The organism is Acidovorax cavernicola (assembly GCF_003581445.1).
Genome location: NZ_QXMN01000045.1, coordinates 20,486 through 33,878 on the forward strand (window position 1 = coordinate 20,486; position 13,393 = coordinate 33,878).

Annotated in this window: 12 protein-coding genes; 9 read left to right on the forward strand and 3 right to left on the reverse strand. The window is 67.8% G+C overall.

The genetic code is table 11. The features are described 5' to 3' along the window. Positions 1-54 precede the first annotated feature (54 nt). Positions 55-669, forward strand: a complete 615-nt coding sequence (locus D3H34_RS25860; protein ID WP_119557097.1) for a DUF308 domain-containing protein — start codon at positions 55-57, stop codon at positions 667-669. Here the strand turns inward: D3H34_RS25860 and D3H34_RS25865 are convergent. After that, positions 638-1,612, reverse strand: coding sequence for a metallophosphoesterase family protein (locus tag D3H34_RS25865; protein ID WP_119557098.1), 975 nt, complete (start codon positions 1,610-1,612; stop codon positions 638-640). The genes D3H34_RS25860 and D3H34_RS25865 overlap by 32 nt on opposite strands. A gap of 219 nt (positions 1,613-1,831) precedes the next feature. On the opposite strand from D3H34_RS25865, the gene D3H34_RS25870 reads away from it, so the two are divergent. The 5 genes from D3H34_RS25870 (at position 1,832) to D3H34_RS25890 (ending at position 7,237) form a co-directional block, all read left to right on the forward strand. Then, positions 1,832-3,169 carry a C4-dicarboxylate transporter DctA gene (locus D3H34_RS25870; protein WP_119557100.1) on the forward strand — a complete coding sequence of 446 codons (1,338 nt, stop codon included), beginning with the start codon at positions 1,832-1,834 and terminating at the stop codon, positions 3,167-3,169. A gap of 5 nt (positions 3,170-3,174) precedes the next feature. Beyond that, on the forward strand, positions 3,175-3,882 hold the full coding sequence (locus D3H34_RS25875) for a GntR family transcriptional regulator (protein ID WP_119557102.1): 708 nt from the start codon (positions 3,175-3,177) through the stop codon (positions 3,880-3,882). 171 nt (positions 3,883-4,053) lie between these two features. Beyond that, entirely contained in the window at positions 4,054-5,163 is a 1,110-nt protein-coding gene (locus tag D3H34_RS25880; RefSeq protein WP_119557104.1) for an AI-2E family transporter, read from the forward strand. A 124-nt stretch (positions 5,164-5,287) separates the two neighbouring features. After that, positions 5,288-5,725, forward strand: a complete 438-nt coding sequence (locus tag D3H34_RS25885; protein ID WP_119557105.1) for a DUF2141 domain-containing protein — start codon at positions 5,288-5,290, stop codon at positions 5,723-5,725. A 12-nt stretch (positions 5,726-5,737) separates the two neighbouring features. Next, entirely contained in the window at positions 5,738-7,237 is a 1,500-nt protein-coding gene (locus D3H34_RS25890; protein ID WP_119557107.1) for a carotenoid oxygenase family protein, read from the forward strand. 126 nt (positions 7,238-7,363) lie between these two features. Here D3H34_RS25890 and D3H34_RS25895 read toward each other — a convergent pair whose 3' ends face one another. Further along, positions 7,364-8,266 carry a LysR family transcriptional regulator gene (locus D3H34_RS25895; RefSeq protein ID WP_119557109.1) on the reverse strand — a complete coding sequence of 301 codons (903 nt, stop codon included), beginning with the start codon at positions 8,264-8,266 and terminating at the stop codon, positions 7,364-7,366. Between the two features lie 110 nt (positions 8,267-8,376). Between D3H34_RS25895 and gcl the strand changes: the two genes are divergently transcribed. Genes gcl through D3H34_RS25910 form a run of 3 tightly spaced genes read left to right on the forward strand, consistent with a single transcriptional unit; the run spans position 8,377 to position 11,911 of the window. Then, complete coding sequence (gene gcl / locus D3H34_RS25900; protein ID WP_119557111.1) at positions 8,377-10,170, forward strand: glyoxylate carboligase; 1,794 nt, start codon at positions 8,377-8,379, stop codon at positions 10,168-10,170. Positions 10,171-10,187: 17 nt separating this feature from the next. Further along, the gene (gene hyi, locus D3H34_RS25905; RefSeq protein ID WP_119557113.1) at positions 10,188-10,973 is read left to right on the forward strand and encodes a hydroxypyruvate isomerase; all 786 of its coding nucleotides are present in this window, start codon (positions 10,188-10,190) and stop codon (positions 10,971-10,973) included. Between the two features lie 23 nt (positions 10,974-10,996). Beyond that, positions 10,997-11,911: a 2-hydroxy-3-oxopropionate reductase gene (locus D3H34_RS25910; protein ID WP_119557115.1), complete on the forward strand. Its 915-nt coding sequence runs from the start codon at positions 10,997-10,999 to the stop codon at positions 11,909-11,911. A 103-nt stretch (positions 11,912-12,014) separates the two neighbouring features. On the opposite strand, the gene D3H34_RS25915 is transcribed toward D3H34_RS25910, so the two are convergent. Next, positions 12,015-13,352, reverse strand: a complete 1,338-nt coding sequence (locus D3H34_RS25915) for an NAD(P)/FAD-dependent oxidoreductase (RefSeq protein ID WP_119557117.1) — start codon at positions 13,350-13,352, stop codon at positions 12,015-12,017. Between the last annotated feature and the right edge of the window lie 41 nt (positions 13,353-13,393).

Genomic DNA, 13,393 nt, shown 5'->3' on the forward strand with positions numbered 1-13,393 from the left:
AGAATCGTTGCACCCGCCTCGTGCGAGGCGCCCCTCCTCCTACACACCTCCTTCATGCCCGACGCTATCCAACCTCATCTGCAGCCCGCCGCCTGGCTGCGCAAGCTCTACTTCACTCGCGCGGCCTTTTCCTTCGTGTGGGTCGCGCTGGCCTTCACCGCGGCCAGGCACTCGCCCGTGCTGACGGCAGCGCTGCTGGTCATCTATCCGGCGTGGGACGCGCTGGCGAACCTGGTGGACGCCAGGATGACGGGCGGCACCCAGGCCAACCCGACCCAGATGCTGAACACCTGGATCAGCGCGATCGTCACGGCCGCCGTCGTGGTTTCTCTCGTGCTCGGTCTTCAGATCGGCCTGGTGATCTTCGGGATCTGGGCCATCGTCTCGGGACTTCTGCAGCTGGCGACGGCCATTCGCCGCCGCAAGAGCCAGCGGGGGCAGTGGGTGATGATGCTGAGCGGCGCACAGTCCGCGCTGGCCGGCGGCTTCTTCGTCGCCCGGCAAGGGACCGACGCCCCGGTCCTCCAGACGCTCGCAGGCTATGCGGCGGTGGGCGCCGTGTACTTCCTGATCTCCGGCCTCGTGATCCTGCTTCGCAAGCCGGATGCGCAGTCCGCGCAATCGCGCGCCGCCACGCCTACAGCAACTTCCACTTCCTCCGGTCGATGACGCGGCGGCGCGTGTCCATGTTCAGCTGCGAGAGCTCGATGGTCACCTGATCCTTCGTGATGTCGACCAGCCCCCAGTTGCGCTGCAGCGCGCCGACGGTGACGCCCGTGCGCAGCGCCGCACCCGAGGAGGTGGCTTCGAACAGGCTCCAGGCGCCCGCAGGCCATGGCACGGCGAAGCGGTTCTCGTGCACGTCGCCGCTCAGGATGACGATGCGGCGCTTCTCGGCGAGCTTGAGGATTGCAGCGTGCTCGGCCTTGCAATCCATCCAGGTCTCGCCGTGGCGGGCCTCGAAGGTGAGGCCGCTGGCGAGGAGGTGCACCGTCGCTGGGTCCGAATCCTCGATGGCCTTTTTCAGCTTCTTCATCTGCGCGGTGCCGAGCACGGCGTCCTCGCCACCCTTGGTCTTGTAGCTGCGCCCGTCCGTGAGGTGCAGCATCACGGCGCCGTCCGCGTCGGTGGCGTTGCTCAGCATGAGGGGCCGGTAGCCGGGCTCGGGCACGCCGGAGGCCCAGGGATCGCCGGCCTTGGGGAAGGTCTTCGGGTCGTGCGAGTCCAGCGCATCACAGTAGGCCTGGAACGCCGCGCGGGTCGGGTCCAGCAGGTGCCGGTACGAAGGCTGCCCCTGGATCTGCGCGCCGCAGGCGCCGTTCCACAGAAAGTCGTGGTCGTCCCAGATCGGATGAATCCGCAGGTCGGTCTTGCGCACCAGCTTGGCGAACTCCTTCTGGTTCAGCTGGTCGCGCAGCCGGCCGAAGGCATGGATCGCGAAGTCGTTCGCCCCCATCGCCTTGACCGCGCCCATGCTGGAGCCGTCCGCGTCGTAGTAGGCCGAGTCGCCCAGCAGCACCAGGTGCGTGGCGCCGGACGCACCGACCTGTGTCCAGACCGGCTGGTCCTTGAAGGTCTGGGCACTGAAGCAGGAAGTAAAGGCGATCTTCATCGGGAGGCTCCTCGTTGTGGGTGCGCGGATGCTAGGAGCCGCCTTGAAACGCCGCGTCCCCTGTCCATGGGAGTGCCCCGCCAGCCGCCGACATCCCCCTCCAAAGGCCCCGGGAATACCCTCTGAACCCCCTGCAATCTTCTTGCCTACATTTCTTGTATGCAAGAAAAAGCGATCCTTGCATGCAAAACCTCGACACGACACACGACAGGAGATTCCATGCCTCGCTTTGCCAAATCGCTTTTCGGACAGGTGGTCATCGCACTGGTGGTCGGCGTGCTCGTCGGCCTCTTTGCGCCCGAGTTCGCCGCCAAGCTCAAGCCCCTCGGTGACGGCTTCATCAAGCTGATCAAGATGATCATTCCCGTGCTGGTGTTCTGCGTGGTGGTGCATGGCATCGCCGGCGCGGGCGACCTCAAGCGCGTGGGCCGGGTCGGCGTGAAGGCGCTGATCTACTTCGAGGTGCTCACCACCATCGCGCTGGCGATGGGCCTGGTGCTGGCCTTCGTGTTCGAGCCGGGCGTGGGCATGAATGTCGACCCCAAGGCGCTCGACGCCAGCGCCATGAGCGCCTACGCCTCCAACGCCGACAAGCTCACGAGCGGCGGCACGGTCGAGTTCCTGATGAAGCTCATTCCCACCACGGTGGTGGCCGCCTTCGCGACCGGCGACGTGCTGCAGGTGCTGCTGTTCGCGGTGCTGTTCGGCTGCGCGCTCTCGCTGCTGGGCGATCGCGGCGCGCCGGTGGCGGCGGTGGTCGACGCGCTCTCGCTGGTGCTGTTCAAGATCATGGGGATCATCATCAAGCTGGCGCCGCTGGGCGTGCTGGGTGCCATCGCCTTCACGGTCGGCAAGTACGGCATCGGCTCGCTCAAGCAGCTGGGCATGCTGGTCGCCCTCTTCTACGGCGCGGTGCTGGTCTTCGTGTTCGTGGTGCTGGGGCTGGTGATGCGCATGTCGGGCTTCAGCCTGTGGAAGCTGCTGCGCTACCTGCGCGAAGAGCTGGCCATCGTGTTCGCCACCACCTCGTCGGACAGCGTGCTGCCGCAGATCATGGCCAAGCTGCGCCGCATGGGCATCCGCGACTCGACGGTGGGCCTGGTGATTCCCACGGGCTACTCGTTCAACCTCGACGCCTTCTCGATCTACATCACGCTGGCGGCCGTGTTCATCGCGCAGGCCACCAACACGCCGATCTCGATGGCCGACCTGCTGACCATCCTGGCGATCGCGCTGGTCACCTCCAAGGGCGCGCACGGCGTGCCGGGCTCGGCCATCGTGGTGCTCGCCGCCACGCTGCACGCGATTCCGGCGATTCCCGCCATCGGCCTGGTGCTGGTGCTGTCGGTCGACTGGTTCATGGGCATCGCCCGCGCGCTGGGCAACCTGATCGGCAACTGCGTGGCCACGGTGGCGATCGCCGCGTGGGAAGGCGACATCGACCGGGAGCGCGCGCATGCCGTGCTCGACGGCCGCGCCTCGCCGGACGACGAGCCGCTGGCCGGGGCTGCGCCCGTGGTACACACGAGCCCCGCCACAGCCACCCGCACGCACTGAACCCCATGCCCGCCGACGTCAGCCCCACCGCCATCGCCGAACGTGTCGTCGAGGCCATCCTCGCGCAGAAGCTCGCGCCCGGCGACCGGCTCGGCGAGCAGGCGCTGGCCGAGAACTTCTCGGTCAGCCGCACCATGGTGCGCGAGGCGCTGATGCAGCTGCAGGCGCGCGGTTTCGTGGAGGTGCAGTCGCGCCGCGGCTGGTACGTGGTGGAGCCCTCGGCCGAGGAAGCACGCGACGCCTTCTCGGCGCGCCGCATCGTCGAGGCCGGCATCCTGGCCGCGAGCGAGGGCCGCCCGCTGGGCCAGGTGATCCGCAAGCTGCGCGATCACATCGCCGACGAGCAGCGCGCCATCGAAGGCGCCGACGCCGCCACGCGCGCCTTCCTGCTGGCCGACTTCCACGTCTGCCTGGCCGAGCAGATGGGCCACCAGCTGCTGGTCGACGTGCTGCGCGACCTCACGGCGCGCACCACGCTGGCCGCCACGCTCTACCAGTCGAAGCACGAGGCCGGCCAGTCGTGCGCGGAGCACGGCGCGATCGTCGCGGCGCTCGAAGCCGGCGACATCGAACAGGCGCGCCAGCTCATGCTCGACCACATCGGCAATGTCGAACGGGCGCTGGAAGTCGACGCCACCGCCGAGCCCGACGCGCCCAGCCGGCTGCGCGCCACGCTGGCCCCCGTGGCGCTGCCGCGCGCAGCCAAGCGCTGATGCTGTGCCATGTCGTGCATTTGTCCCGCCATCAGCTATCAATCGGATAGCTGACACCTGCCGCCGGCATTGCGCCTGCGGCATTTTTCTTTGGGAAGACTCCTGCGCCGCGCAAGGGCGCGCCGGCTGACACAGCCCGGGGTTCCGGCTCGGCTACAGTCCGAGACACTTATGAACTCACCCCAACTCCAGCGCGGCGTCTTCCTCGCCCTGCTTGCTGCCGTCACCGTCGCCTTTCTGTGGGTGCTGATGCCGTTCTTCGGCGCGGTGCTCTGGGGGGTGGCGCTGGCGATCCTTTTCACGCCGCTCTACAAATGGCTGCTCCGGAAGATGCCCGGCCGGCGCAACGTCGCCGCGCTCTCCACGCTGACGATCTGCCTGGTCATCGTGATCCTGCCGCTGGCGATGGTGGGCGTGTCGCTGGTGCAGGAAATCGCGCTGATCACGCAGAGCATCCGCTCGGGCCAGATCAACTTCGCGTCGTACTTCCAGCAGATCCTGGACGCCACGCCGCAGTGGCTGCTGAACGTCGTGGAGCGCTTCAACCTGGGCGACATGGCGGCCTGGCAGGCGCGCATCTCGGCCATCGCGGGGCAGGCCAGCCAGCTCATCGCCAGCCAGGCGCTGGCCATCGGGCAGAACACCTTCGATTTCGTGGTCAGCTTCTTCGTGATGCTGTACCTGCTGTACTTCCTGGTGCGCGACGGCACCACGCTCTCCAAGACCATGCGCGACGCGCTGCCGCTGGCCAAGCCGCACACGCACTACCTGCTGAACAAGTTCACCACCGTGATCCGCGCCACCGTGAAGGGCAACGTGGCGGTGGCCATCGCGCAGGGCACCATCGGCGGGCTGGCCTTCTGGTTCCTGGGCGTGCAGGGCGCGCTGCTGTGGGCGGTGCTGATGGCCTTCCTGTCGCTGCTGCCGGCCGTGGGCGCGGCGCTCATCTGGGGGCCGGTGGCCATCTACTACCTGGCCACGGGCCACTTCTGGCAAGGCGGCGTGCTGATCTTCATCGGCGTGTTCGTGATCGGCCTGGTCGACAACATCCTGCGCCCCGTGCTGGTGGGCAAGGACACGCAGATGCCCGACTACATCGTGCTCATGTCCACCATCGGCGGCATGGCGATCTTCGGCATCAACGGCTTCGTGATCGGGCCGGTGATCGCGGCGCTGTTCATGGCCGCCTGGAGCCTGTTCGCGGACTCGGGCCATGTGGGCACGGGGCACGCGATCGAAGAAACCGCCGAAGCCCCGAAGAAGGACCAGGACAGGGCCTGACGCCGCGGCGCTCACGCCTTCTGCGTGCATTTCGCGCGCGCATTCACGCATTCCGTCGCATGACGCTGGGCACCGCCCGGCGACTGCGGGATCGTCGGGCCTCCTACACACCACGAGGCCTGTCATGCACCTTCCCGCTTTGCTCTCCCACCCCGCCACGCGCGCCCTGCTCGCTGTCGCCGCACTCGCACCGCTCGGGGCCCTGGCCGCCGACCTGAGCCTGAGCGTCGCCAACGGCCCGGCCGCTGGCGCCACGCTCTATGTCGCGCTGTACAACGACGCCGCCGGCTACACCGGCAGCAAGTCCGTCGCCTCGCAGACCGCGCCGATGCGCGAAGGCAAGGCCCGCTTCGTCTTCACCGACCTGGCGCCGGGGCGCTACGCGCTGCGCGCGTTCGCCGACGAGAACGGCAACGGCAAGCTCGACACCAACCTGATGGGCATGCCCATCGAGCGCTACGGCTTCTCCAACGACGCCAAGGGCAACCTCGGCGCGCCGGACTTCGAGGCCGCGGCGTTCCGCGTCGATGCCGACGCGCAGGCCGTCATCCACCTGCACTGAGGAGACACGGCCATGGAACGACGCGAACTCCTGCGCCTGCTGGCGACCGCCGGCGCCCTGCCCCTGCTCAGCCCGCTGGCACGTGCCGCCGGCGCCACCGACAACTGGCAAGCCCAGTTCGAAGCCGCCGACGCCCCGTGGAAGATCGGCTTCGTCACGCCTCCGGGCGACCTGCCGCTGACCCGCGCCACCGTGCGCGGACGTTTTCCCGACGCCGTGGCCGGCACGCTGTTTCGCGTCGGCCCGGCCGGCCACGACCTGGGCGGCGAGCGCTACCACCACTGGTTCGACGGCGACGGCATGGCGCACCGCTTCGTGATCGAAGGCACCAACGTGCGGCACCAGGGCCGCTACGTCGCCACGGCCAAGCGCGTGGCCGAAGTGAAGGCCGGTCGCCACCTGACCGAGGCCTTCGGCACCATCCTGCCGGGCGTGGAGCCGCCGACCTCCGCCGACGCCATCAACGTCGCCAACACCAGCGTGCTGCCGATGCAGGGCGAGGTGCTGGCACTGTGGGAAGGCGGCTCGGCCACGCGCCTCGATGCGCGCACGCTCGACACCCTCGGCGTGAAGACCTGGCGCGCCGACCTCGCGGGCATGCCCTTCTCGGCGCACCCCAAGGTCGACCCGGACGGCACGGTGTGGAACTTCGGCGTGAGCGCCAGCCAGAGCCTGCTCGCGCTGTACGAGATCGGCCCCGACGGCGCCTTGCGCCGCGCGGCCGTCGTGCCGGTGCCCGAGCTGCCCATGATTCACGACTTCGCCGTCACCGCGCGGCACCTCGTGTTCCTGATGCCGCCGCTGGTGTACGACGGCAAGCGCAAGGAGGCGGGTGCGAGCTTTCTCGACGCCCATGTCTGGCGGCCCGAACTCGGCATGCGCGCGCTGGTGGTCGACAAGCAGAACTGGGACAAGCGCCAGCTGCTCGAGCTGCCGGCCGGCTTCCTGTTCCACGTCGGCAATGCGTGGGAAGAAAACACGCCGCGCGGTGCGCGCATCCACATCGACTACGTGCGCACGCCGAACGCCGAGTCGGTGTTCACCAGCAACCGCGAGATCATGCGCGCGCGCCGCGTGCGACTCAACGAACCGCATCTGACCGTCGCCACGCTCGACCTGGGCACCGGCCAGGCCACGCAGCGCGAACTGCCGCTGGAGGCCGAGTTCCCCCGCATCGACCCGCGCCGCGTCGGCCTGCGCCATCGCCAGGTGGTCCATGCCACGCAGACCCGCGCCGACGTGCCCGGCTTCGGCGCGGTCGCACTCACCGACATCGAGACCGGACGCAGCCAGCGCTTCAGCTACGGCGCGCAGGCCATCGCCGAGGAACACGTCTTCGTGCCCGATGGCACCAAACCCGGCTGGGTGCTGGGCACGGCGCTGGACTTCGCAAGGCAGCGGACGGTGCTGTCGTGCTTTGCTGCAGATCACCTGGCGGCAGGACCCGTAGCACAGGCGACCTTGCCCTATGCGTTGCCGCTGGGTCTGCACGGGGCCTTCGTGAGGGCCTGACGATCACCCGCAGCGCATCCATGTGCCCAGGACACTGGGTGCTTCCCGCAGCGGAATAAGGGCGGGGGACATTCGCGGAGGGAAGTAACCGGTGGCCTGGGCACGCGCCCTGAACAAGCCACCCCGTCAGGCGTCCCACCACCCTTCGTCAAAGCGCCCTTGCAGAAAGGCCACGAACCCCGACACCTTCCCAGGCACCAGCTTCGGCGAAGGAAACACCGCGTGGATCTCCTGCTCAGGCAACGCGTGGTCGCCCAGCACCTGATGCACCTTGCCGGCCGCCAGCGACTCGCTCGCCACGTAACGCGGCATCAGCGCAATGCCCAACCCGTCACGCGCCGCAGCCAGCACCGCCGACAGGTTGTTCGAGCGAAAACGCCCCGACACCGGCACCGTCACCGGATCGCCCTTGGGCGTGTGCATGCGCCAGAACTCGTCGCCCACCACACTGCTGTAGATCAGCGCCACGTGCGCGCTCAGGTCCTGTGCGCGCTTGGGCGTACCGTGCTTCTTCAGGTAGGCCGGCGAGGCCACCATGACCCACGGATTGGCCCCAAGGTAACGCGCGCCCAATGACGAATCGGCCAGCTTGCCCATGCGGATCGCCACGTCGATGCCCTGCGCGATGAGGTCGACATAGCGGTCCTCGAAGCTCAGGTCGAGCTGCACCTGCGGATGCCTGCGCATGTACTCCAGCGCCAGCGGCACCACCACGCGCCGCCCGAAAGCCACCGAAGTGCCCACGCGCAACAGCCCCTGCGCCTGGTTCTGCCGCAGCTGCACGATGCTGTCGGCCTCCTCCGCGTCGCGCACGATGGTCTTGCACTTCTCGTAGTACAGCGCGCCCGGCTCCGTGAGGCTCACGCCGCGCGTGTTGCGGTTGAGCAGCCGCACCTTCAGCCGCGCCTCGGTGGCCGCGACCTGCTTGGTCACGGTGGGCTGCGTGGTGTTGAACTCGCGCGCCGCCTTCGAGAAGCTGCCGGTCTCGACCACGCGCACGAACATTTCCATAGCCAATAGACGGTCCATGGCCGGATAGTAGCCAGTTATTCCGCAGCGGAATAGGTTTTATGGCCGGCAGCCGTCTTCTTGGAATGCGCCCCGCTTCCTACAGTGAGGCCACCTCAAGGAGACTTCTAATGGCAAAGATGACAGCGGTCCAGGCCGCAGTTCTGGTGATGGAAAAAGAAGGCGTGACGCAAGCCTTCGGCGTGCCCGGTGCGGCAATCAACCCGCTGTACTCGGCCCTGCGCCAGCGCGGCAGCATCGCGCACATTCTTGCGCGCCACGTCGAGGGCGCCTCGCACATGGCCGAGGGCTACACCCGCGCCGTGGCCGGCAACATCGGCGTGTGCATCGGCACCTCGGGCCCCGCGGGCACCGACATGATCACGGGCCTGTACTCGGCCTGGGCCGATTCCATTCCCATTCTCTGCATCACCGGCCAGGCGCCGCGCGCCCGCCTGTACAAGGAAGACTTCCAGGCGGTCGACATCGAGTCGATCTCCAAGCCCGTCACCAAGTGGTCGGTCACGGTGCGCGAACCCGGCCAGGTGCCGCAGGTGTTCCAGCAGGCCTTCCACCTGATGCGCTCGGGCCGCCCGGGCCCGGTGCTGATCGACCTGCCCTTCGACGTGCAGATGGCGCAGATCGAATTCGACATCGACGCCTACGAACCGCTCAAGCCCTACAAGCCGGCTGCCACGCGCGCCCAGGCCGAGAAGGCCATCGCCATGCTCAACGCGGCCGAGCGCCCGCTGATCGTGGCCGGCGGCGGCATCATCAACGCCGACGCCTCCGACCTGCTGGTGCGCTTTGCCGAAGCCACCGGCGTGCCGGTGATCCCCACGCTCATGGGCTGGGGCACCATTCCCGACGACCACCCGTTGATGGCCGGCATGTGCGGCCTGCAGACCAGCCACCGCTACGGCAACGCCACGATGCTGGCTTCGGACTTCGTGCTGGGCATCGGCAACCGCTGGGCCAACCGCCACACCGGCTCGGTCGACGTCTACACCAAGGGCCGCACCTTCGTGCACGTGGACATCGAGCCCACGCAGATCGGCCGCGTGTTCACGCCCGACTTCGGCATCGTCTCCGATGCCAAGGCCGCGCTCGAACTCTTCGTGCAGGTGGCCGAGGAAATGAAGGCCGCCGGCAAGCTGCCCTCGCGCAGCGCCTGGGCCGGCGAGTGCCGAGAGCGCAAGAAGACCATGCTGCGCAAGACCAACTTCGACGCCGTGCCGATGAAGCCGCAGCGCGTGTACCAGTGCATGAACAACCACCTGGAACGCGACACCTGCTACGTGAGCACCATCGGCCTGTCGCAGATCGCGGCGGCGCAGTTCCTGCACGTGTACAACCCGCGCCACTGGATCAACTGCGGCCAGGCCGGCCCGCTGGGCTGGACCATTCCCGCCGCGCTGGGCGTGCGCGCCGCCGACCCGACGCGCAAGATCGTCGCGCTCTCGGGCGACTACGACTTCCAGTTCATGATCGAAGAGCTGGCCGTGGGCGCGCAGTTCAAGCTGCCCTACCTGCACATCGTGGTGAACAACTCGTACCTCGGGCTGATCCGCCAGTCGCAGCGCGGCTTCGAGATGGACTACTGCGTGCAGCTCGCGTTCGACAACATCAACGCACCGGCCGACGCTGGCGTCGAAGGCAGCTACGGCGTCGATCACCTCAAGGTGGTCGAGGGCCTGGGCTGCAAGGCGATCCGCGTGCACAAGCAGGAAGAAATGGCGCCCGCCATCGCCCGCGCCGAGGCGCTGATGGCCGAGTTCCAGGTGCCGGTCGTCATCGAGGTGATGCTGGAGCGCGTGACCAACATCGCGATGGGCACCGAGATCGACGCCATCAACGAATTCGAGCCGCTGGCCGAGAGCACGGCCGACGCACCCACGGCCCTCGCCGTGGCGATGCTGGACTGACCGAGGAGACAAGAGACATGCCCAAGTTCGCAGCCAACCTGACGATGCTCTTCACCGAGCTGCCCTTCATGCAGCGCTTCGAGGCGGCCGCCAAGGCCGGCTTCCAGGCGGTGGAGTATCTGTTCCCCTACCCCTTCGAGAAGAAGGAACTCGCCGCCGCCCTGCGCGCCAACGGCCTGCAGCAGGTGCTGCACAACCTGCCCGCGGGCGACTGGGACAAGGGCGAGCGCGGCATCGCCTGCCACCCGGACCGCACCGGCGAGTTCCGCGAAGGCATTGCCGTCGCCATCGACTACGCCACGGCGCTGGGCTGCCCGCAGCTCAATTGCCTGGTGGGCAAGGTCCCGGCCGGCGTGAGCACCGAGGCCGCGCACAAGACCGTGGTCGAGAACCTGCGCCTGGCCGCCCGCGAGCTGGAAGCAGCCGGCCTGCGCCTGCTGATCGAGCCGATCAACACCTTCGACATTCCCGGCTTCTTCCTCACGCGCACCGACCAGGCGCTGGCGCTGATCGACGAGGTGGGTTCGTCCAACCTGCGCGTGCAGTACGACATCTACCACGCGCAGCGCATGGAAGGCGAACTGGGCAACACGCTCACGAAGAACCTGGCGCGCATCGGCCACATCCAGCTGGCCGACAACCCCGGCCGTGGCGAACCTGGCACGGGCGAGATCAACTACCCGTGGCTGTTCCAGCACATCGATGCGCTGGGCTACGACGGCTGGATCGGCTGCGAATACAAGCCCCGCGTCACCACCGTCGAAGGCCTCGGATGGCGCGAAGCCCTCACGAAGAAGCAATGAACGTTCACGAAGGAAACAGAGACATGACCACTGCAGCAGCACAAAAAATCGGATTCATCGGCCTGGGCATCATGGGCGCCCCCATGGCGGGCCACCTGCTCGACGCAGGCCACGAGCTCTTCGTGAACACGCACGGCAATACGCCCGAGCCCTTCGTCTCGAAGGCCACCATCTGCGCCTCGGCAGCCGAGGTGGCACGCAAGGCCGACATCGTCTTCATCATGGTGCCCGACACGCCTGACGTGGAGAAGGTGCTGTTCGGCGCACCGGGCGCGGAAGGCGTGGCCGACGGCCTGAAGGGTTCGAACGGCAAGATCGTGGTGGACTGCAGCTCCATCGACCCGATCGCCACCAAGGAATTCGCACGCCGCATCGTCGCGCTGGGCGCCGGCTACATCGACGCGCCGGTCTCGGGCGGCGAAGTGGGCGCCAAGGCCGCGAGCCTGACGATCATGTGCGGCGGCGACGAAGGCACCTTCGGCCGCGTGAAGCCCCTGCTCGACAAGATGGGCAAGAACGTGACGCTGGTGGGCGGCGCGGGCGACGGCCAGGTCTGCAAGGTGGCCAACCAGATCATCGTGGCGCTGAACATCGCGGCCGTGAGCGAGGCGCTGGTGTTCGCCTCGAAGGCCGGTGCCGATCCGGCCAAGGTGCGCCAGGCGCTGATGGGCGGCTTCGCCAGCTCGCGCATTCTCGAAGTGCACGGCGAACGCATGATCAAGCGCACCTTCGCGCCGGGCTTCCGCATCGCGCTGCACCAGAAGGACCTGAACCTCGCGATGCAAAGCGCCCGTTCGCTGGGCGTGGCGCTGCCGCAGACCGCGAACGCGGCGCAGCTGATGAACGCATGCGCGGCGATGGGCTACGGCCAGCTGGACCACTCGGCGCTGGTGAAGGCACTTGAGGCCCTCGCCCAGCACACGGTGGCTCCTGACTAAGCACTCCCCCAGGCTTCGCGCACTTCGTGTCGCTTCGCCAACCCCCTCGCCGGGGGCAACACCTGCGGCCCGGCAAAGCCGGTTCCGCGGGTTCCACGAAGGATCAGGTCTTCGCGGTCTCCAGAGACTCTTTCAGATTGCGCCGGCGCCATGCCCAGGTCTTCACGGCCTGCGGCAGGATGCCCAGGCACGACGCGTAGTACGTCACCTTGAAGCCCCAGAAGCGCGGCCCGATGGGCGTGTTGCGGAACAGGTCGCCGGCCAGGATGGACAGCAGCGCCTCCTGCATGCGCCAGATGTTGCGCGGCGCCATGAACAGGCGCCGGATCGCCGGCGAGGTGATGCGGTAGATGAACCACGAGAACATCTTCGGCCCGTGCTTCATCACCTTCTCGTAGTGGCGGAAAGCCTTCTCGGCCTCCTTCGCCTCGCCCTTGAGCCAGTGGTCGGCGCAGGTCGCGGCCTCGAAGCCGCTGTTCATCGCCAGGTACACGCCCGAGGAGAACATCGGGTCGACGAAGGCATAGGCGTCGCCCACCATCATGAAACGGTCGCCGCGGCAGAACTTCGAGTCGTAGGCGTAGTTGCCGGTGGAGGTGGCGCCTTCCATCAGCGTGGCGTTCTTCAGGCGCGCGGCCAGCTTGGGCGCGAGCGCGATGGTTTCCATGAGGAAGTCTTCGAGCGAGCCCTTGCGGCGCTTGAAGTAGGCCGGCGAGGCCACAGCGCCCACGCTCACGGTGCCGTCCTTCAGCGGGATGTACCAGAACCAGCCATGGTCGAACCAGAACAGCGAGATGTTGCCCTCGAAGCGGCCCGGCCGGCGCTCGGCGTTGGCGAAGTGGCCGTACAGCGCCGCGCTCGCATGCTTGCGGTTGCGCTGCTTGGCGTCGAACTGGTTCGACAGCAGCGTGTCGCGCCCGCTGGCGTCGATCACGAAGCGCGGGCGCCACTGGGTCTCGGTGCCGTCGTCGGCCTTGACCTTCACCAGTGGGCGGTTGTCGGGCGTTCCCTTGCCGGCATCCATGTCGACGCCGGTGACGCGCCGGCCCTCGAAGGTGCGCGCGCCGCGCTTGCCAGCGTGGCGGAACAGCAGCTCGTCGAATTCCGAACGGCGCACGTGCACCGCATAGGGAAAGCTCTTGTCCATGGCCTGGCCGAAGTCGAAGTGGCTGCTGTGGTCGTGCCAGGGCGAGACGAATTCCGCGCCGTGCTTGCGCAGGCCGATGGCCTCGACCTCGGTGCGCACGCCGAGCCGGTCGAACAGCGGCATGTTCATCGGCAGCAAGGATTCGCCGATGTGAAAGCGCGGGTGCTGCGCCTTCTCGAGCAGCACCACGTCGTGCCCCTTGTCGGCCAGCAGGGCAGCCACCGTGGAGCCCGAGGGGCCTCCGCCGATGACCACGACGTCCGGCTCGGTGCCGGTGAAAGGTCCGGGTGTCATGCGTTGTCCCTCCGTGTTGTTCTTTGGTTGTGGACGTTGGT